At 43.3% G+C, this 20,504-nt stretch carries 14 protein-coding genes and 1 pseudogene; 8 read left to right on the forward strand and 7 right to left on the reverse strand.

What is annotated here, in order from left to right:
- Positions 1–74: 74 nt before the first annotated feature.
- From AHMF7616_RS26730 to AHMF7616_RS14240, 7 genes are all read left to right on the forward strand, one after another.
- The gene (locus AHMF7616_RS26730) at positions 75–575 is read left to right on the forward strand and encodes a PDDEXK nuclease domain-containing protein (RefSeq protein WP_199474419.1); all 501 of its coding nucleotides are present in this window, start codon (positions 75–77) and stop codon (positions 573–575) included.
- Positions 576–639: 64 nt separating this feature from the next.
- Complete coding sequence (locus tag AHMF7616_RS14215) at positions 640–1,143, forward strand: GNAT family N-acetyltransferase (RefSeq protein ID WP_115373491.1); 504 nt, start codon at positions 640–642, stop codon at positions 1,141–1,143.
- Between the two features lie 42 nt (positions 1,144–1,185).
- The gene (locus AHMF7616_RS14220; RefSeq protein ID WP_115373492.1) at positions 1,186–1,998 is read left to right on the forward strand and encodes a helix-turn-helix domain-containing protein; all 813 of its coding nucleotides are present in this window, start codon (positions 1,186–1,188) and stop codon (positions 1,996–1,998) included.
- A gap of 73 nt (positions 1,999–2,071) precedes the next feature.
- Entirely contained in the window at positions 2,072–2,707 is a 636-nt protein-coding gene (locus AHMF7616_RS14225) for an NAD(P)-dependent oxidoreductase (protein WP_115373493.1), read from the forward strand.
- Positions 2,708–2,830: 123 nt separating this feature from the next.
- Complete coding sequence (locus AHMF7616_RS14230) at positions 2,831–3,472, forward strand: hypothetical protein (protein WP_147275687.1); 642 nt, start codon at positions 2,831–2,833, stop codon at positions 3,470–3,472.
- Between the two features lie 104 nt (positions 3,473–3,576).
- Positions 3,577–4,653 (forward strand): winged helix DNA-binding domain-containing protein, encoded by a 1,077-nt coding sequence (locus AHMF7616_RS14235; protein ID WP_115373495.1) that lies wholly within the window; start codon positions 3,577–3,579, stop codon positions 4,651–4,653.
- Positions 4,654–4,864: 211 nt separating this feature from the next.
- Entirely contained in the window at positions 4,865–5,269 is a 405-nt protein-coding gene (locus AHMF7616_RS14240; RefSeq protein WP_115373496.1) for a hypothetical protein, read from the forward strand.
- A gap of 591 nt (positions 5,270–5,860) precedes the next feature.
- Here the strand turns inward: AHMF7616_RS14240 and AHMF7616_RS14245 are convergent.
- The 3 genes and pseudogenes from AHMF7616_RS14245 to AHMF7616_RS14255 all read right to left on the reverse strand — a co-directional run bounded on the left by AHMF7616_RS14245 (position 5,861) and on the right by AHMF7616_RS14255 (position 9,889).
- Complete coding sequence (locus tag AHMF7616_RS14245) at positions 5,861–6,874, reverse strand: ScyD/ScyE family protein (protein ID WP_115373497.1); 1,014 nt, start codon at positions 6,872–6,874, stop codon at positions 5,861–5,863.
- Between the two features lie 447 nt (positions 6,875–7,321).
- A pseudogene (gene kbl / locus AHMF7616_RS14250) lies at positions 7,322–8,511 on the reverse strand (glycine C-acetyltransferase).
- Between the two features lie 43 nt (positions 8,512–8,554).
- Positions 8,555–9,889 carry a hypothetical protein gene (locus AHMF7616_RS14255; protein WP_115373498.1) on the reverse strand — a complete coding sequence of 445 codons (1,335 nt, stop codon included), beginning with the start codon at positions 9,887–9,889 and terminating at the stop codon, positions 8,555–8,557.
- Between the two features lie 206 nt (positions 9,890–10,095).
- Here AHMF7616_RS14255 and AHMF7616_RS14260 point away from each other — a divergent pair, with 206 nt between their 5' ends.
- Positions 10,096–11,064, forward strand: a complete 969-nt coding sequence (locus AHMF7616_RS14260) for an NAD-dependent epimerase/dehydratase family protein (protein ID WP_115373499.1) — start codon at positions 10,096–10,098, stop codon at positions 11,062–11,064.
- A 16-nt stretch (positions 11,065–11,080) separates the two neighbouring features.
- Here AHMF7616_RS14260 and AHMF7616_RS26435 read toward each other — a convergent pair whose 3' ends face one another.
- The 4 genes from AHMF7616_RS26435 to AHMF7616_RS14275 all read right to left on the reverse strand — a co-directional run bounded on the left by AHMF7616_RS26435 (position 11,081) and on the right by AHMF7616_RS14275 (position 20,113).
- Positions 11,081–11,230: a hypothetical protein gene (locus tag AHMF7616_RS26435; protein WP_158546172.1), complete on the reverse strand. Its 150-nt coding sequence runs from the start codon at positions 11,228–11,230 to the stop codon at positions 11,081–11,083.
- A 385-nt stretch (positions 11,231–11,615) separates the two neighbouring features.
- Complete coding sequence (locus tag AHMF7616_RS14265) at positions 11,616–14,771, reverse strand: VCBS repeat-containing protein (protein WP_115373500.1); 3,156 nt, start codon at positions 14,769–14,771, stop codon at positions 11,616–11,618.
- A 298-nt stretch (positions 14,772–15,069) separates the two neighbouring features.
- Positions 15,070–16,953, reverse strand: coding sequence for a RagB/SusD family nutrient uptake outer membrane protein (locus tag AHMF7616_RS14270; protein ID WP_115373501.1), 1,884 nt, complete (start codon positions 16,951–16,953; stop codon positions 15,070–15,072).
- A 10-nt stretch (positions 16,954–16,963) separates the two neighbouring features.
- Entirely contained in the window at positions 16,964–20,113 is a 3,150-nt protein-coding gene (locus AHMF7616_RS14275) for a SusC/RagA family TonB-linked outer membrane protein (protein ID WP_233507560.1), read from the reverse strand.
- Positions 20,114–20,504: the final 391 nt, after the last annotated feature.

The raw sequence follows: 20,504 nt of genomic DNA on the forward strand, positions 1-20,504 counted from the left end.
ATCGCCAGCCCATATTTGGGACGCACACTCGAAATACCTAAAACAAACAATAACGCAACTGAAACAAAAACTTTATTAAAGATCCGTACATTTTTGAGTTTTTAGGGTTTCCTAATGATATAGATGTAAGTGAAAGTAAAATCGAAACGGCTCTTATTAATCATTTACAGCAGTTTTTAATGGAACTGGGCAAAGGCTTTGCCTTTGTAGCCCGGCGGCAGCATATTGTAACGGACACTTCCGATTTTTACATTGATCTGGTTTTTTATAACTATTATCTTAAATGCTTTGTGCTGATTGATCTTAAAACGGACAAACTCACGCATGCCGCCATTGGCCAAATGAATATGTACGTGCGCATGTACAACGATCTGAAACGCAGTGAAGACGATAATCCTACGATTGGTATTATTTTGTGCACCGAAAAAGACGAAACAATTGTAAAATATTCCGTATTAGCCGAAAACGAACAGTTTTTTGCCAGTAGATACCGATTATACTTACCTAAAGAAGAAGATCTAAAGCAATTAATAGAAACTAGCCGGATATATTTGGAGCTAAAGCAACAATATTAAACCAACTTCCATGATTCTTATTATAATCAATAGCCAACATTAACTGGTTAGCAAAAGTACATTCATGCTGCAAACCGAAAGATTACATATTGAACTGGCTAATCCGGGGGACAAAGAATTCATCTTCCGGCTACTCAATAGTCCAAACTGGCTAAAATACATTGGCGACCGGGGCATAAAAACCCTTGAGGATGCCGAAAACTACATCCGAAATGCTTTAATTAAAAATTATCACGAAAAAGGCTTTGGATTATATAAGTTAGTACTAAAAGCAGATAAAACGCCTATTGGTATTTGCGGATTTCTAAAAAGAGATTATCTGGATTCGGTAGATATTGGCTACGCCGTTTTACCCGCTTATGAAGAAAAAGGGTATACGCTGGAAGCTGCCGCGGCTGTTATGGATTACGGTAAAACTTACTTAAGCTTGCAAACTGTTTATGGTATTACCACCGAAGCCAATCTGGCTTCGCGACACATTCTCGAAAAGCTGGGTTTGCAGTTAACCCATAAGAGACCTGACCCCGAATCCAAGTACGAATGGCTGGTATATGCAACTAAAAAATAACTAGTAATCAGGAGTAATTTAAAAAATTTAAAAAATGAACTCATGCCATACCATTACTTGCCGCCACCTGAGCCGCTGAAAAATTATATCCGCTTTTTCTGGATCCTGGAAAACAAGGATTCTAGTGCTGATCTTAAAACTTTTACCATCATGGCGGATGGTTGCCCGGGGCTAATTTTTCAAAAAACAGAGAGCCAACCATTTTACCAGAACGGCAAAGTACTCCCTACCACTTTTTTATACGGGCAAGCCACCACGCACGCGCAAATTGCTTTAAGCCGGTCCACTACCATTGGCATTTACTTTTACCCGCACGTTTTTCCGGAAATTTTCGGGTTTAACGCCCACGAACTTACGAATACCTGTCTGAACGTAGATGAATTAGCCTCCAGCCGGCATTTTTATCTTACAGAGCAATTAATGCAAGCTACCTCCGCAACAGAACAAATCAAATTATTATCGGCTTACTTACTGTCGCAAATTAATTGCCACCACCGGCTAGGCAATGGTTTAATAAACGAGGCAGTAGCCCAAATTGTGAAAACCAAAGGCAATATTGCGGTAAAAGATTTGCAGAAAAACTTACGCCTAACCGAACGCAGCCTGGAACGGAAGTTTAAACAAAATGTAGGTATTTCCCCCAAAATGTTTAGCCGGATTTGCCGTTTCCAAGCCGCTTTAAGCCAGGTAAAAAACTATACCGGTAATAAGCTTTCGGATATTGCCTACGAAAACGAATATGCCGACCAATCGCATTTTATTCGGGAATTCAAGGAGTTTGCTGGTTTCACGCCTTATCAGTTTCAAAAACAACCCAGCTCCGACTTTATTAGCTTACCCGAATTAATCCGGTAATTAATGTCGGTTTTGTTCTATTTTCAGAAAACCTGCTCCTCTATTTTTGTTTTGAACTTAAATAGAACACGTTATGAAAATTGTAATTTTTGGCGCTACCGGTGGTACGGGCCGCCACTTAGTGGAACAAGCTTTAGCCGATGGGCATTCCGTTACCGCCTTTGTCCGTGATCCGGCCAAGCTCCCTTTGAATCACAAAAATTTAAAAATAGTACCCGGCGATGTGCTCCATTATTCTACCGTAGAACCCGCGGTAGTCGGCCAGGAAGCGGTATTATCTGCGCTGGGCTCCGGCACCCAAAAAGATACTTTACGATCCACCGGCACGCGCCACATTATTCAGGCGATGGAAAAGCTCGGCGTAAAACGCTTGGTCTGCGAAACATCCTTGGGTTACGGCGATAGCCGCCAGGTACTCGACCGCACCCCGTTTTATTTTAAATATTTGATTGTACCCTTGCTGCTCCGGCACGGCTTTGCCGACCACGAATTACAGGAAAGCTACATTAAACAAAGCACCTTAGATTGGATTATTGCCCGCCCCGGCAACTTAACCGATGGCCAACGCACGGGCGTGTACCGGCACGGCTTTCCGGCGAATGATCAAAAAATTACCGTTAAAATTTCGCGGGCCGATGTCGCTGATTTTATGCTCAAGCAACTAACGGATAATACTTATTTGCGCCAAACTCCGGGTTTGTCTTATTGATGAGTATTGGCTTAGTGCTGCTGAATGGCTATATTACTTACCGAAAACTACGGCGTTATTAAGTTTTATTTAAAGATAAAACGTAGCGATTACGTTTATCCACAAGTTAGGCGCAATAAAATAATGAAAAGAGTATTACTTATATTTTTATCCTTTTTCCTGGTTTTTATGGCTTGTAATCAATCAACTAAAAATATTAGGAGAAACTCCTCATTAAGCGACTATCCTGAACTAGTAGAAAGATTAGGAAAAAAAGAATTTACACCTCAAAATAATTTCTTTCTTCTGAACAAAGCATCTAATTCAACATGCAAAATTACTTGGGGAAATAGCAGTGGAATAAGAAGCAGTAAAGAGAAGATTGACTTCTACTTAGCTAGAAGATTATATTTCCAATGGGAAAACTCTCAATATTTAATACTTAAAGGTGGGACAGGTTCAGGAGTATGGATTAATTTGGTGTTACCATTCGACAAATTAGAGAAAGTAAAAACCTTTGATAATATGTTGTGCTTTGACGCTGAAAACAATCTAGTTGCTTCTCAATATTACAATGATACCGTTTTAGTGGTTCAAAATTTAAAATCTGACCAAAAGCAGTATATAATCCTTGAAGATACTCCTTGCGGAGCTGCTTCTAATCTTTATTGTATTGACAGTGTAGGTATAAGGAACAAAGAACTTTATCTAAAGTGGACAACTGCAAATCTAGCTAAAGATTCAAGCAGGATATATGAAGAAAAAAGATTCCAAATAAAAATATAATTACATCGCCTAATAAGGTATATATAAAACCCTTGCTGCGCTTCGAGCTTTGCATATACTAACCGTTACAATCAGTAATCTATAGTGCTTTATAAACGTATTGCATGCACCTACCGGATATTGCCCACAATCGGCTCACTAACCAGCAAATTGCCGGCACCAATTGTACTACTCCGCCGGAAATAGTGCAGTGGTTGGGAGCGATACAGGCGCAGGATTATGGCATGGCCAAATGGGCGGTTGGGGTGCGGCTCCCCGGCAGCACCCACCAACACATAGAAGCCGCGCTGGATAATGGCCAAATAATCCGGATGCATATTTTGCGGCCTACCTGGCATTTCGTAGCGGCCCGCGATATCCGGTGGATGCTGGAACTCACGGCACCGCATTTAAAAAGAATGGCGGCTTCTATGAACCGGAAATTAGAGCTGGAAACTGGTGTATTTTTTAAAATTTTTGCTTTGTTAACCCAGGCTCTGGCGGGAGGCCAGCAACTTACCCGCCCGGAAATAATGGCTATTTTGAATCAGGCGGGTATTCGCACGGATGATTTCCGAAGTTCGCATATTATGTTTCAGGCGGAGTTAGAAGGTTTGGTATGTAACGGTGCCCGGCGCGAAAAGCAATTGACGTATGCTTTACTAGACGAAAAAGTACCAACAAGCACCCACTCTTTTACCCGACCTGAAGCTTTAGCCGAACTGGCCAGTCGCTATTTTACCAGTCACGGACCAGCCACTCTGCCGGATTTTGCCTGGTGGAGCGGTTTAAACTTAACGGATGCCCGGTTGGGTTTAGAAGCCATAAAAGCGCAACTCATGTCCGAAACTATAGCGGATCAAACGTATTGGTTTACAGATGCCGCTATTAACCAAAACCCCGCACGGGAGAGCCTTTATTTACTACCCGCATTCGACGAATTTATGGTGAGTTATAAAGACCGGAGTGCTTCCCTGGATTATACTTACGCGAAAGCAGCCATAACGGGTAACGGCATTTTTAAGCCTATTGTGGTGGTAGATGGCAAAGTAGTGGGCACCTGGAAACCCATAATTAAAAAACAGCAGGTATCTTTTGCCTTCCAGTTGTTCAATCCCAGCGATATACTAAACCCAGAACTAGTGCGGCACGCTCAGCAAAAGTTTTTAACTTTCCTGGAATGTGATTCCGTTAAAATTTAAGTATTTAATCAGGTAAAATTTAAAAAATAATCTATCAATGTGTGTTTCGAACTTCCGGGGTCTTTATGGCTCTTTTATTTTTTAACTCCAATGCATTAACAGCACCATGTTTTCCGAAGCCGGACTAACAGACGAACAATTTTAAAAACAGAAGAAATAAACTCGCGTTAGTTTACGCGAAATACCAACTTTTAACCAGCTTTAAAACCAGATGACTTTTCGGCCAACTACCTTTAGTACGTTCATGCTCACTCAGCTATGGATTGCCCTGGCTTTTTTAGGGAGTGTACTTACTTTTTCGGGAGAGGCTACGGTTTCCACTGTTATTCCGGTATCTGGTCCACTTTCCGGGTTAGTAGTTCCGGAATACATTAGCAGCAAAAAAGCCATTTCTTACCGGCAAGCCGTTTTTTTAACAAGTTATCAGGCAGTATTTTCTTACTGCTTTTGCCAATACCAACCAGCCCAAACGGTATTCCGGCATCTTCAATTAAGCTTAATTAAATTAAAATTGGTTACGCGGCTTTACCACCAACTCAAAGCCCAAAATCAGTGTATTTTTTTAAATTTTTCTCTTTCCTATCCCGAAGAGGAAGTACTCGCCCGATTGGCTTAGTACTCCTGTAGGTTAGTTCATCTGGTCGGGGATTCGTAATTCTGCCCGCGTCCGTAACCGGCATTAAGCTCACTCACCCCAAAGAGTACGGCTTGCTCCTGTCAAGTTCAGGGTTTTTATTTCTTGTAGTCCTGGTAGGGTTGCTTCTGGTGCTACTTACCCCTACGGAAGCAATTCTCTTATTTCTAAACCATGAAAAATTAAAAAAAACGATAAAATATTTGGTATTAAGTAAAAGGACCAATTGAAAGCTACATTCCAATATTGAAAATACAAGGTTAAATTACTGCTATTTAATTTATTATATTTTATTTTGTCTTGATACTGGTGTCTTACTACTTGTGTCCATTTACTTATTTGCCTGATTTTTCTAGCCTCTCTGGGTGTTGGTCTCGGAGGGGCCGCTCCTATTTTACCAAAGAATAGATTCCGGTTTATAGATACCATTGCCAAAATTGAGTTAGTGGAAGTACAAACAGCTACCCCAGAAGATCAAGGAGAATTTAAAAACTAACATGATAGCTGGTAAACTAAAAAGCCGTTCCTTAGAAGAAACGGCTTTTTAGTTTTGAATGAAATTTAGCCGGATTTTTAAAAATTAACTTTCTCAATGGTACCGTCGAAAGTTTCGGCAATGAAAAATGTTTTTAAACCACTTTTCTCAATGGAGTTCGGGAAGTTTAAATTATTAACTAAGGCTACATTTTTGTTGGGAGTAGATAAAACCATGCGGCCCGTGTTCGGGATAAATGTTTCGCCGGTCCAGGTTCCGTATTCCAACACTACGGGCTTCCCATCCACTCCTAACTCCATGTCGGTTAAAATAGATAAGCCGGTTTGGTAAACCGACGTTTTCCCGGTTAAGTCAATCTGATAAATCGTTGCTTTTTTAGCCGGGTAAGGATAGCCGGTAAACGTACAAACCAGGAATTTTTCGCCGTCGAAGGTAATGCCGGTAGGTACGGCTTCTACTTGCGCGGGTTCACCTCCCGGATTATTAATTGGGGGAATGGTGGCAAACACACTTAACTTCTTGGTTTTACTATCCCGGCGAATAATGGCGTTAGCGGCCGCATCGGCAATAAATATGTCACCTTCCGGACCAACGGTTAAATTAAAAATATCGGTTTCCTCGGTTTTTAAATGTTTCTTTACCCAAGATCCCACATCTTCATACGCCAGATCGGCGGCTTGCAAGGGTTTATCACCCGGCTGGTAATTCGTAATATCCAGTTTATACAGCCTGCCTTCCACCCCATGCAGCATATACAAAATATTATCTTTCAGGAGCAAGTGATTTAACCCAAAAATAGCGCCTTCGGGGCTCGCCAACGAAGAAAAGCCTTGTACCACGGGGTACACAACGCCCTGTGCGTTAATAAAAACAAGTTCACCGTCGTTTTTGGTGCCGGTACCCGCCTCGGTAACCCACAGTTGCTCCAAAGCGTCGCTTTCTACACCCAATGGAGCCGTTAATCCGGTAACAAAAACATTAGACTTAGGCGACCGCGGCTTAATTTCTTCCACAATGTCGTAAAACTCTTCGCAAGCCGTAGTGCCTAATAACAGAAGTAATACAAATAGGTAAGTAATTTTACTGTGCATAGCTATATTTATTTAAGTGAGAGATTAACTCGAAACAGGAAAATGCTACCGAAAAAATGTAAGTACAACTGGCCGTAAGCAAAGCTTAACTGGTCTTAGCCAAGAAAGTCAGTTTACAAGCCGACTTTTTTAAATTTTAAGATGGGTATAATAAGAATCGCTAAAATTTTCTTCTTTTCACCAGAAGTATGGCACCGCTAAATTAAGTCCGGTACTAAATGGAAGAATGTGGGAACAAATTAAACGTTTATTCCAAGATACTTTAATTTTGCAGGTTAAATTATTCTATGATTCTGAGACAAGCAGGCTCAGGATTTAAAAAACACTAATTTTATTCAAAAATAATAGCTTGGTGGTACCAGAATCCAGGTTTAGGAAGTAGGAAATAACCAAACAAAAAGCCGTTTTGGTAGAAAATCGGCTTTTTGTTTAGTTTATAGAGAAATCTTATTTCAATACGCCTAATTCTTTACCTACTTCGGTAAAAGCCAGAATAGCTTTATCTAGGTGCTCTTGGGTGTGCGCGGCCGATAATTGTACCCGGATGCGGGACTTGCCTTGTGGTACTACCGGGTAGTAAAAGCCAATGACGTAAATGCCTTTATCCAGCAAGCGGGCCGCAAACTCCTGCGCTAGTTTGGCTTCGTACAACATAATGGGTACAATGGGGTGTTCGCCGGGGCGAATATCAAAACCAGCCGCCGTCATGTTTTCGCGGAAGTATCTGGTATTCCATTCCAGTTTATCGCGCAGTTCAGTGGTTTGCGAAAGCATATCCAGCACCGCGATGGAAGCGCCTACAATAGCCGGTGTCAGCGAGTTAGAGAATAAATACGGCCGTGAGCGCTGCCGCAGCATTTGAATAATTTCTTTCCGGCCCGAAGTAAAACCGCCCATCGCACCACCCAACGCTTTGCCCAGCGTACCGGTAATAATATCAATGCGGCCTATTACGTTGCGGTATTCGTGCGTGCCCCGGCCGGTTTTGCCAATAAACCCCGACGAATGACATTCATCCACCATTACCAAAGCTTTATACTGGTCAGCGAGATCACAGATTTTATCCAGTTGGGCAATCGTACCATCCATGGAAAAAGAACCATCGGTTACAATAATGCGGTGTTTGGCCCCTTGGGCTGCCTGCAGCTTTAATTCCAGGTCGACCATATCGTTGTGGTTATAGCGGAAGCGTTGCGCTTTGCACAACCGCACCCCATCGATAATAGAAGCATGGTTTAAAGCATCCGAAATGATAGCGGAATCTTCGCCAAAAAGAGGCTCAAAAACGCCCCCGTTGGCATCAAAAGCAGCCGCGTACAGAATGGTATCTTCGGTGCCTAAAAACTCGGCCAGTTTTTGTTCCAGTTCCTTATGAATATCCTGGGTACCGCAAATAAACCGTACCGATGATAAACCGTAACCGTGCGTTTCAATGGCGCGTTTAGCCGCTTCAATCACTACCGGGTGCGACGATAAACCCAGGTAATTATTCGCGCAAAAATTTAAAACTTCTTTGCCTTCGGTGGTGGCTATGGCAGCCCCTTGCGGGGTAGTTATAATGCGTTCTTTTTATATAAACCGGCTTCTTCTATTTCGGCCAGTTGTTTTTCCAGGTCAGGTTTTAAGGTATCGTACATAGCAGACTCTTGTTCTAAATAGGTAATAAAGATTGGTAATCAACTATTCGGCAGCGGGTTTGTTTTCGGGTGATTCCGTATTTGGCTCCGGTTTTGCCGGTTTTTTAAAAATTGGTCGTGGCCGGGGCGTTTTGGGCACCAAAAGCTCCGCCTTTATTTCCGTTGAACCTGGTGTTCTCTCCGCGGCAGGTAGCGTTACATTTAACGGTTGCTCCTGATTCTTATTTTCCAAATCAACGCTTGCCGGAGCAGCATTTTCATTTGTTGGTGAATTTACAATTGGGGTTTCCAATGCTTGAGATTCGGTGTTAGCAACCGGACGTTTTATCACCGGGCGAGGCCGGGGAAACTTAGGTGTTTCGGCAGCTGGCGCGGGTTCCGGGGCATTTTCCGGTTGTATTTCTTCTGGTTTTTTCTCCGGTTCTGGCGCTGCACTGGCGGTAGCTGGGCGTTTAAAAATAGGCCTCGGTCGCGGAGGTTTAACAGCATCCACAGCACCTTCTGCTTCTTCTGGTTTTTCTGCCACAGTTGCGGGCTGGCTAATGATACCAGCTGAATTTTCCGGAGTTGCTACCGATTTTTCAGGTTCCGGAGCTGTAGTTGCGGGCCGCTTAAATACTGGTCTGGGCCGGGGTGGTTTAGGTGCTTCGGTTGCCGCCGGATCGGGATTACTATGATCTGGTAAGGCGGTAGGTTCTGCTTCGTCCGGAATACTTTTAATTTCCTCTCCTGCTGCGTTAGTTATCGGGGTGTTTGGTTTCCGGAATACCGGCCGCGGCCGGGCTGGTTTAGGCGGCTCTGCCGAAGTATTTGTGGTATCGGGAGTTACCGGGGCATTGGTCTCTTTTTCCTCTTTACTTTCCGGCGAAGCATTAGCCTCCGCTTCTGCAATTGGTCGGCGAAATACGGGTCGGGCGCGCCCTGGTTTGGAAGCTTCCGGATTAGTAGATTCATTTGCTGCGCCAAGTGCTGGTTCTTGGGTTATATCTTTTTCTGCTGGCGTTTCTGCATTAGCAGCAGGGGCTGGTCGGCGAATAACAGCTCTTCCACGCGGCGCTGAGGCTGGTTCTGGGGTACGATCTACCGAAGGCGATGGTTCATCGGGAATTGCCGAAGCAGTACTGGGTACAGGAGCCGGGGCCCGCCGAATCACTGGTTTGGCCGTAGCCGGAGCTGTTGCCACGGCCGCTTGCTTGGGTGCTTCGGATAACCAAAACCGCCGCCGCACATCGTTAATAACCATTTTCACCGCTGTGTAAAAAGCATTCGGATGCACCTGTTGGTACAAAGATCGCCAGGCGGCATATCTTTCCGGATCGTCGGCAGCAAAAGCCGTTACATCAATGCGGCGTTTAGTCAGATCTTCCTCGAACGTCATACGTGGCAGAATTACAGAATTTTAAAAAAACGGTACTATAAAGGTGGTAGTTACTTAACCGTAAGCAAATTCGCCAGCTAAAGCTAGCGCAAACTTTTTATACCAGCCGAGTTTACTTTTTGCAAAGATACAAATCGCGCCTAACTTTGAATCGTGTTTCGGCTACCAGTTTTCCGGAGTGGAGGCATGATGATCTAAAAATAGGCATGAACACTATAAACGAAAAAATACTGGTTATTGGTGCCTGCGGCCAGTTAGGTACGGAACTTACCCTGGAACTACGTAAGTTATATGGCAACGCCCAGGTAATTGCCGCGGATATTGCTATTTCGCAACATACCGCGTTAGCAGAATCGGGCCCTTTTGAAATTCTGGATGTGCTCGACCGGCATCACCTGGCTGATTTAGCGTACAAGTACGAATTTACCCAGATTTACCACTTAGCGGCGGTTTTATCGGCTACCGGCGAAAAGCGTCCGAAGTTTACCTGGAAAATAAATATGAAGGGTCTGGAGAACATTCTGGATTTAACTCTGGAAAAAGGCATTGCTAAAGTTTACTGGCCCAGTTCTATTGCGGTTTTCGGCCCGAATACGCCCCGCCACTACACGCCGCAGCATACAATTATGGACCCGAATACCGTATACGGCATTAGCAAACTAACCGGCGAACGCTTTTGCGAATACTACGCCAACCGGTATAAACTAGATATTCGCAGTTTGCGGTATCCGGGCTTAATTGGTTATAAAGCTTTGCCCGGCGGGGGCACCACCGATTATGCCGTAGATATTTTCCATAAAGCGGTAGAAGGCCAGCCTTACGAGTGCTACCTCGCCGAAAACACCTACTTACCGATGATGTACATGCCCGATGCCTTAAAAGCAACGCTGGACCTGATGCACGCGCCCGCCGAAAAGATAAAAATTCGGTCGTCGTATAATGTAACGGCCATGAGTTTTTCGCCGGCCGAAGTGGCGGCTTCTATCCGGAGCAGTATTCCAAATTTTGAAATAACTTATAAACCAGATTATCGGCAACAAATAGCGGCATCCTGGCCCGAATCTATTAACGACTCCGTAGCGCAACAAGATTGGAACTGGCAACCGGATTATGATTTACCCCGCATGACGCAGGATATGTTGGAAAACTTACAGAAACAGAAAGCGGGCCTGTAAGCCCGCTTTTTTAAATTTATTGCTGTGTTCCGACGTTGTCGGTTGGAGTTGAGTGCCACGACACTTGTTTGCTATCCGGCAAGGCTTCGGCTTTAATGTAGCGGGCCGTAAAAGCCGCCGTAATCATTAGTAATACCACAAATAGAATATTTAACAACCACCGCATGTTCTTCTCATCATTAATTTGAATACTTTTTTCTAAGACCTCTCCTCCGCGTAAATGGTTGCATCACTCATGCAAAGCAAAACCACTTACGCGTCTTTCTCCACTTTACTGACTGTAAAAGAACGAATTAGGTTACTAAAAATTTTACTTCCCGTACTAATTACCTGATAGCGCGGAAGACAAAAAAGGAAAAACCGTATTTGCTGTAACTGCTTACGGTAAATTAGCATTTGATAAGAATATAGTTTGAATAATTGGCAGTTGTAGATAATAGTCTGTTATATATTATAGTACGCCATATATTGTCTACTATTCGGTATATTAATATCATAAGAAAAGCAACTACTGCATTTCTGCTTAGTAATTAAGTTAGATAGCGCTTACTTTATCTGGCCCCATTTATTTTATACGCCAGCACCGATTGTTGATTGCGGCCAAAAAGCAACACTTGCTTTAAACTTAAAATACTTCGAACATCGCCTTTCACTTGCAATCCCGATTGGGTTTGCGGTACATACGTAAAGGTTCCTTTGCCGTTTCCTTGCAGCAAGGTACCGTAATTCGCATCGGACTTACCAAAACGCAGGCGAGCCTGGTTGTTGTTTCCGGCTAAGAGTAAATCCAGGTGGCCGTCGTGGTTATAATCCAGGGAAGTAACGGCATAGACGGGAGCAAACTGCGCTTCTATAGGCAAGGCTTTCTCTACAAATTTACCCGTGGCATTCATCTCAAAAAAAGCGGTGGCCAGGTAATTGGCCGATAAGTGTTTGGCGCCTTGCATCTCTTCCGGGGTAAAAATATCTTGTAAGGTAGCATCGGCGTAGCTTTTGTAATCCGGAAAACGGGTGCGCATCATACTTATCTGGTCGAGTAGTTCGTCGCGGCTTACATAGGGGTAGCTTTTGCCTTGCATGTAAAAACACAGAATAGGGTCTACGGAGCCGTTATCGTCAAAGTCTTTGTAAATTAAGTCGGCGGGTTGTTTGTCAGTAGCTTTGCACTGAGAGTTCAGGCCGGTATTACCAATTACTACATCCGGCTTGGTGTCGTGGTTAAAATCATCGACCCAGATTTTATTCCACCAACCCCGGTAATTTTTTGTAAAGTAAGTAGCCGTAGCTTCTTGTAATTTGCCCTTGTTAATTTTAAACACAGTTACCGGCATCCACTCGCCTACCACCAACAGCTCAGGAATTTTATCCTGATTTAAATCGTGCCAGGCAGCATCGGTAACCATGCCTATTTGCTGCAAAGCAGGTGCTACCGTGGCAGTTTGGTCGGTAAATTTGCCTGTTCCGTCGTTTAGCAACACGTAACTGCGGGGAGTTTCGGGATAGCGGCCCGGCACTACCCGACCACCTACAAATAAATCTAAAAACCCGTCCTGGTTAATATCCGTGGCCCGCACGCAACTGGTACTGGTAAGCATCTTTGGCAAAGCAGCGGTATTTTTTAAAAAATTACCTTTGCCGTCGCCCAAATAAAGCCGGTCCTGGAGCAAAGAGTCTTCGGGCATAAAATTGCCGTAACCGCCGCTGCATACGTATAAATCTGGTTTGTTGTCTTGGTTCGCATCAAAAAACAGCGCGTCTACATCTTCACTCTTTTTATCAGCGGTAAAAGCAGTATTTTCTTTTTGCATAAACCTACCGCCTGGTTGCTGCAGGTATAACTTACCCGCTTGGCCCGCACTGCCCCCGGCGTACACATCTTCCAGACCATCCTGATTTACATCGCCTTTAATTAAGCATGGCCCGGCAAACGACTGTGGATTTACGAGTAAAGGCTGCCGTTTAAAGTCGTTGTGGTTTTGTTTTTGGTGGGCGAAGGTTACCGGTGTTTTTATCTCGGCAAAAGCGGGAGCGGCTCTTTTTACCGGTTTTTTTAAATTTTCGGCATCCTGCTCCTTTAAAGTTATCATTTGATTGGCTTTTACCTGACGTAGTACCTGCTGCTTGCCACCTGGCCAGCGAATTTGCACAGAGTCAACTACCATAGCCGTACCTAAACCAAAATGTAAGACCGGTAACACACTCGATTGAAAACCCCGCGTGGGCATTTGTTCCAGGTACTGCTGTTGGCCCTGGTTGTAAAGCGTAACTTTAGCTCCCAAGCCTTGCGTGTTTTTGCCATCGCCTTGCAGTTTAACCTGTAAAAATTGGTTTTTTAACTGCTGCTTCGCTTGGTTTTGGTAAATAGAAGCCGGTTGGTTAATATTATTGACGATTAAGTCCAGATCGCCATCGTTATCTAAATCGGCGTAAGCGGCGCCATTACTGTTAGAAACATGTTTTAAGCCCCAGTTGGCACTTTCATCCCGAAAAACCGCATTGCCGGTGTTCTTAAAAGCATAATTAGTAACGTTAGACGAAGGCATCTGGTGCACTAATTTTAACACATCATCGCGCATTAAATGGCCTTCGCGTTGCTTCATATAATCGCCCATGTATTTCATAAAATCCAGGTTGGTAAAGTCGCGCACGTAGCCATTCGTCACGTACAAATCTTTCCAGCCGTCGTTATCGTAATCGGCAAACAAAGGCGCCCAGCTCCAATCGGTGTTAGAAATACCAGCCAGTTGCCCTACTTCGCTAAAAGTACCGTCGCCATTATTTAGCTGCAACATGTTGCGCATGTATTGGTAGTAAAAACCGGAGCGCAGGTTTAAATCAAATTTCTCGTAATTATCCGGGGCAAACAAAAGTTTCTGCCGACGGTTATCTTCCGGCAACATATCCAGGGTTAAAATATCCGGCAGGGCATCGTTGTTAATATCGGCTACTTCGTTCCCCATCGAAAACTGAGACGTGTGTCCTACACTAGTTGGTAATTTATTCGTAAAAGTACCGTTGTGATTATTGATGTACAGAAAATCCGGAATAGCGTAATCGTTAGAAATATACAAATCCGGCCAGCCATCCGTATTTACATCCGAAATAGCTATCCCTAAACCATAGGTTAATACCGAGCTATGCAAACCGGTCTGTTGGGTTACATCTTTAAAAAAGTTTTTATCGTTCCGGAATAGTCGTACGCCACTCTGGGTATCTTCTTTTTTTAACATGTCGGCGGTTAAGGCTTCGTCCAGCGCCGGTAATTGGGTGGGACTGTGATTGAGTAAAAACAGATCCAGGTCGCCGTCGCGGTCATAATCAAAAAAACTAGCGTTGGTGCTATAAGCTGGCTGCGTTAATCCGTATTGGGCTGCCTGATCACGGAATCGGGGTACTCCATTGCTATCGGGACCTTGATTAATAAATAGCTGGGGCAAGCGTTTCTCGGGGCGCACATTCCCGGAATAGCAAACTAGAATATCAAGAAGTTTGTCGCCGTTCACATCGGCCATGGTAACACCCGTTTTCCAGGGGCCTTCGCGGCCGGTAACGCCGGCGGCATCAGTAATATCGGTAAACTGCAGATTGCCTTTATTCAAGTAAAGGCGGTTAGTGGCCATGTTCGCGGTAAAATAAATATCCGGCAGGCCATCCTGGTTCACATCGCCAACAGCTACCCCACCCCCATTATAAAAGTACTCGTACATTAACACGTTGGTATTCAGTCCTTCATTTAAAGCATTGGCAAAAGTTACCCCGGTTTGTTCGGGGGTAATAACCGAAAGAGGGTCTCGGCTGGTGGTGCCAAGGAGGTATTTTCTACTTCAGGAGAAGCTTTCTGCTGGCAAGCGGAAAAAGTTACAGCTAATGATAGTAAGCGAATGAGGTACTTAATTCTGGTTGGTAACAAGGTGGTAATCCGATTTAGATTTTATTAAAAATAAAAAAATCTATGCCGGTAAAAAAATAACCAGCATAGATTTTTAACGGCAGATAAGCTTTATCTTATTGGTAACCGGGGTTTTGAACTAATTTGTTATTTCGATTTATTTCGTCGCGATGAATCGGCATAAAGTAAAGTTTGTCGTCCCACTTCCGATTTTCCACTCCTGGGTCAATTTCTTGCACCGTGTAGGTATAATTATAATCGTCTTTGCTGTAGCGGTAAACCGGTACAGTTTTACCCGGTTTTAAGGTTGCGGTTACTTTCATAATCCGCACTTTTTCACCTTGGTTTTGCGGTGCTGTCATCCAGCGGCGGGTATCATAGAAGCGTTGTTCTTCAAACAACATTTCGATATTACGTTCATTATGGTAACGTTCTACTAGTGCCTGATTAGATTCATTGATAGCCGGCATCCCGGAGCGAAAACGAATTTTGTTTAACCAAGCAAGAGCTTCTGCTTCCTGCCCTAAAGCCAAACTAGCCTCTATGTAATTAAATACCACTTCAGTAAATTTGATTTGCGGTGATGGAACTTCCTGACGAGTCACCTGGTCTTCAATCGCTGGGTTTGGATCAATAAATTTTCGGATTGCATAACCTGTACGGGTTCCGTTCCAGTTTTCAATGGAACTGTTGCGGGTATCTAATCCGAAATAAGTAGTAGGGCTGCTAGCATTCCCTATCTGGTATTGTCCCATTTGAATCTGGCTAAAAGGATCTGTACCAGCCGCATCAGCAGTACGAGGTTTCCAGGGAGCGCCATCGTATAAAATAGAGGCGTAGAAACGCGGATCGCGATTATCATACGGAGCAGCTTTATGTTCCGCATTATTCCAATCGAATTTAGTACCATCCATCATTTCGTAATCATCCACTAGATTCTGAGTAGGTTCGCTGGAAGTCCAGCCATGATAACCGTTAGGCCCATTATTACGCGGATACCAGGCGCCCCATTCATCTTTGGCATTGATAAACTGACGCATGAAAATGGCATCTTTTTCTCCACCGTTTCGGGATAAGTACAAGTTAACATAATTATTTTTACCTTCTTCCGGAGTTACCGGGGCCGATAAATCGAGGTTATAACCATAGAAACCTAAATCTATCACGGCTCTGGCTGCGTCTTGAGCTGCCTTCCACCGCGCTGTCCGATCGCCAGCCGGATAGCCCAGTAGTGCTACATTTTCTGGCTTAGAAAAAAATAAATCACCCGCAATATTCCGATTAGTGCTCTTTTGTAAATTATTTATATAAGTTGGCATGTGGTGTAGGTCACTGGCAGCATACAGCAGTACCCGCGATTTTAAAGCCAGAGCTGCTCCCTGAGTGGCCCGGCCTAACGTCAAGGATTTACCATTTAAAAGTAAAGCAGCCGAATCCAAATCGCTAACTATAAAATTTACGCATTCTTCGTACGTATTCCGGGCAATGGTAAAATCAGTACTGGTTAACTCATAAGGTGATTTAATGATAGGAACACCACCATAGTACCGCACCATCTGGTTATAAAAATAAGCTCGCATAAAATAAGTTTCGCCCTTTAACCGCTCCACAATACCATTAGTATTTTCAAATTCAGGTGCAGCTAATTTCTTCAAAGCAATGTTGGCCGCCCGGATTCTCCGGTACATTTCGCCCCATTCGTAGGTATGGTGTACCCAGCCCGTATTAGACGGACTTATGTTGGCTTCCATAATATCCTGCTTTCCGAAGTTGTACAAGGCATTGTCAGTAATGCAGTCCATATTTTCCTGGTTTAACATGCCTTCAAATAAACCGTTATACAGTTCCGTTACGGCAGATTCGGCCAGTGCCGCATCACTCCAAACCAGTTCTCCCGGTGCTTTATCTAAAGGCTGCGTATCTAAAAAATCTTCTTTACACGCCGAAAGCAGTATTCCAGAAATTACAAAAATTGAAATATATTTAAATGTTCTCTTCATGTTAATCCTATTAAAAAGTTACACTTACACCAGTATTAATGATTCTGGCTTGTGGATAATATTGGGCATTACCGCCAGTTGCTTCTGGATCAAAAATATCGGTTTTATCCCAGGTGATTAGATTTAACCCGTTAACATATACCCGTAAATTACTCATGCCAATGCGTTGACCTAAATTAACGGGCAGGTTGTAACCAATTTCAAAATTTTTAAGACGGAGGTAATCTGTATTTCTCAGCCAGTAAGTATTAGCATTTGAAAAATACTGGTTGCTGCGGTCTACGGTGCGGGGATGCTCTGTACTCGGATTATCAACCGTCCAGCGGTTTTCATAGCTCCAGGCCAGGAAATTACCAATAGTACCAGATTCGGTCTGCACAAAGACTTCACCACCAGTAGCGCCCTGGAATAAGATGGCTAAATCAAACCCTTTGTACTTGGCTCCGATATTAAGACCACCCTGGAAAGTAGGCTGATTCGTTTTATCTCTTCTTACCCGATCATCACCATTAAGCTTACCATCATTGTTTACATCCTTGAATTTCATATCGCCGGGCCGTAAAGTACTAGCACCTACACCACTGTAATCCAAAGAATTAGCATCGATATCAGCTTGCGTAGTAAAAATACCATCGTAAATATAGAACGTATTGGTGTTCATGGGGTGACCAGTTGATTTCTGCCAATCCGGAGCCCCCGGTGTTTCATCCCAAAACTCAATTTTGTTCTTGGCAAAACCACCGTTTACACTCACATTAAAGCTAACATCACCAAAATTGTTATTGTGACCTACCTTAAATTCCCACCCCTTGTTAATAACTATACCAATATTCTCGGGTGGTAAAATCATACCTGTGGTTTGGGGTATAGAAGCACTTCTCCGCCATAGTATATTCGAACGTTTGTTACGGAAAACATCAAATTCGAAGAAGATTTTACCTTGTAATAATTGTCCTTCTAATCCAATATCAGCATTGTTAGCCACTTCCCAAGTCATGTTCTTATTAGGAACCTCATCTGCTCTTAACGTTTGCGCTAGTTGTCCGGCTAATGGATAAGTGTCATAAGTATACAATTCAAAGTATTTGTATTCTTGCAAATCCAAAGTTCCATCATTATTCGTATCATAATAGACTTGATCGTTACCCATTTGTCCCCAAGAGCCCCGTATTTTAAGGTCATTTACAAATGGCAAGGCTTTCTTAAAGAATCCTTCTTCAGAGACACGATAGCCTACCATTACGCCCGGGAAAAAGCCCCAACGCGTATCAGTAGGAAACATGTAAGAAGCATCGTACCGGCCTAAAAATTCAGCCAGGTATTTTTCTTTATAATTATAAGCCAAACGGCCAAAATAGCTCATACGAGCGCGTTCCCAGGCGCTGCCACGGTTATCTTTTTCGCGGCTGCCGCCCGCAAACATTTGGTCTATAGCGGTAGAACTAAAATACCGGCGGTTGGCACCAAAACTACTCTGATTAGAAGTTTCTTTTGTTATCCCAACAAGGGCCGTAATAGCGTGTCCTGCAAAGGTTTGATCATACGATAAGATTCCAGAAAGCAATACATTTAGTTGATCCTCGGAACCCTGATTAAGAGTGGACTGATCAGGCCCACGTTTTACTTTCTGCAATTTAGGTGTGGTACCATCGGCTTCAAAAGAAGTATTATCCCAAGAATACACATACCAAGGGGTTTGCCAGACTTTTGTTTGCTTTAAGAACTTATCAACTGCGGCGCTACCAGTTAGCTTTAAACCTTTTATCCAAGGTTGGGTAATTTCAATCTTGCCGTTGGATTGTAAATAATAGCGGGTATCCCGGTCGTAACCGGTGTTATTAGTAGTTATAACAACTGGTTGTTCCCCATTTTCAATATCCGGGCCTGGTAAGCCGTTTGGCCAGTAAGCCGGACGGTACGGATAACCGCGCATCAGCATCCGAAAAATAGCACCTGCTGATTTTGTAGGGAAAAACCTATTCTCCTGCCGGCCAGTTACACCCAAAGAAGTAGTAACGTATTTATTAACATTAGCATCTAGGTTTAAGCGCAAGTCATATTGCTTATAACCAGTGGCCGCGTTACGATAGTAGGCATCCTGATTTTGATAACCTATTGAAGCCAAATATCTCAAATTTTCAGAACCACCGCTTAGTTGCAAATTGTGGCGTGATTGTGGGGACCACGGTTTCAAAGCTGCATCAAACCAATCCGTATTCGGGTGGCCCCAGGGGTCAGATCCATCCCGTAATTTCTGCATGTCTTCCGGTTTAAACGTGGCGTTTGTAACAGCACCGTTATCCGGACGGGTAAAGCTGCCGGTAGTTTTAAAAGCATCTGAAGCTGCTTTCCAATACTGAGCTGGTAAATTATACACATCAATTTCGTTAACCATTTCGGCATACTGGGCAGCAGTAGCCATTTTGGGCACAACAGTAGGCTGAGACCAACCTTGGTTATAAGAATAGGACAGTTCAGGTTTACCATTTTTACCCCGTTTAGTTGTAATTAAAATAACACCATTAGCGGCACGGGAACCATAAATAGCAGCTGAGGCATCTTTTAGTACGGAAATATTCTCAATATCAGCTGGGTTTAAACGTTCAAAACCACCCGCCCGTGCTGGTACACCATCAATTACAATCAGCGCGTCGTTATTTCCTAAGGTATTAGAACCCCGAATCCGGATAGTAGAACCGTCATACCCAGGCTCACCGCTACCGTTAGTAGCAATAACACCGGGCATACGACCAGCAATGGAATTAGAAAGGTTTACAGCCGGCGATTTTTGCAGTTCAGCTCCTTTAACGGTAGCAACAGAACCAGTTACTGTCTCTTTTTTCTGGGTACCATAACCCACTACTACCACTTCTTCCAGGGCTTTTGTATCCGGAGCTAGCGCTAAATCAATGGAATTTCGGTTATTAACCGATACTTCTTGGGTTTGATAGCCGATAAAAGATACAACGAGGGTACCACTTCCATTCGGTAAATTCAAGGAATAATTACCATTCGGATCAGTCGTTGCGCCGGTAGAGGTGCCTTTTAACAAAACGGTTACGCCAGGCAATCCTTCGCCGGTCTCACCTTTTATTCGACCCTTCACCGCAAATCCTTGCGCCCAAGAATCAGTAAAAGTGAAAACTAAGAGTTGAAGCATTAGAAAATACTTCCAATTTTTAAGTAATACTTGCTGCATAATTTAAGTAGTTAAAGTGACGGTAAAAACAGATAAATGGTATGCAATAAAAAATTACCAACCTGAAAGGCAGGGAATGGAAAGAATAAACCTACTCTTATTTTGCAAGACAAGCAACATAGCTTTCAAAAAATAGTATAATTTCAATATTAACTTTAGATCATTTTAATATATTTAATAAGTGTCGAAAATACTTATATCATTTTCAACAACTTTGTTACTCAGTAGGCGTACATATTAGTTGCTTTAACCTTTAAGCACGCTACAATATCCGGAATTTAGCCCGATTAGTATTAGTTTAAGTACATTTAGTATTATATATTTGGTTTTATCAAATGAATAACTTACTCAA

The sequence above is a fragment of the Adhaeribacter pallidiroseus genome (genome assembly GCF_003340495.1).
In the GTDB taxonomy this organism is placed as follows: Bacteria; Bacteroidota; Bacteroidia; order Cytophagales; family Hymenobacteraceae; genus Adhaeribacter; species Adhaeribacter pallidiroseus.

Excerpts from the sequence above, each read along its gene's own strand:
- AHMF7616_RS14255 (WP_115373498.1), bottom strand. The coding sequence starts at position 9,889 with ATGACGTTCGAGGAAGATCTGACTAAACGCCGCATTGATGTAACGGCT.
- AHMF7616_RS14245 (WP_115373497.1), bottom strand. The coding sequence starts at position 6,874 with ATGCACAGTAAAATTACTTACCTATTTGTATTACTTCTGTTATTAGGC.
- AHMF7616_RS26435 (WP_158546172.1), bottom strand. The coding sequence starts at position 11,230 with ATGCGGTGGTTGTTAAATATTCTATTTGTGGTATTACTAATGATTACG.
- AHMF7616_RS14270 (WP_115373501.1), bottom strand. The coding sequence starts at position 16,953 with ATGAAGAGAACATTTAAATATATTTCAATTTTTGTAATTTCTGGAATA.
- AHMF7616_RS14260 (WP_115373499.1), top strand. The coding sequence starts at position 10,096 with ATGAACACTATAAACGAAAAAATACTGGTTATTGGTGCCTGCGGCCAG.
- AHMF7616_RS14265 (WP_115373500.1), bottom strand. The coding sequence starts at position 14,771 with ATGTACGAGTACTTTTATAATGGGGGTGGGGTAGCTGTTGGCGATGTG.
- AHMF7616_RS14230 (WP_147275687.1), top strand. The coding sequence starts at position 2,831 with ATGAAAAGAGTATTACTTATATTTTTATCCTTTTTCCTGGTTTTTATG.
- AHMF7616_RS14220 (WP_115373492.1), top strand. The coding sequence starts at position 1,186 with ATGCCATACCATTACTTGCCGCCACCTGAGCCGCTGAAAAATTATATC.
- AHMF7616_RS14215 (WP_115373491.1), top strand. The coding sequence starts at position 640 with ATGCTGCAAACCGAAAGATTACATATTGAACTGGCTAATCCGGGGGAC.
- AHMF7616_RS14225 (WP_115373493.1), top strand. The coding sequence starts at position 2,072 with ATGAAAATTGTAATTTTTGGCGCTACCGGTGGTACGGGCCGCCACTTA.
- AHMF7616_RS14240 (WP_115373496.1), top strand. The coding sequence starts at position 4,865 with ATGACTTTTCGGCCAACTACCTTTAGTACGTTCATGCTCACTCAGCTA.
- AHMF7616_RS14275 (WP_233507560.1), bottom strand. The coding sequence starts at position 20,113 with ATGCTTCAACTCTTAGTTTTCACTTTTACTGATTCTTGGGCGCAAGGA.
- AHMF7616_RS14235 (WP_115373495.1), top strand. The coding sequence starts at position 3,577 with ATGCACCTACCGGATATTGCCCACAATCGGCTCACTAACCAGCAAATT.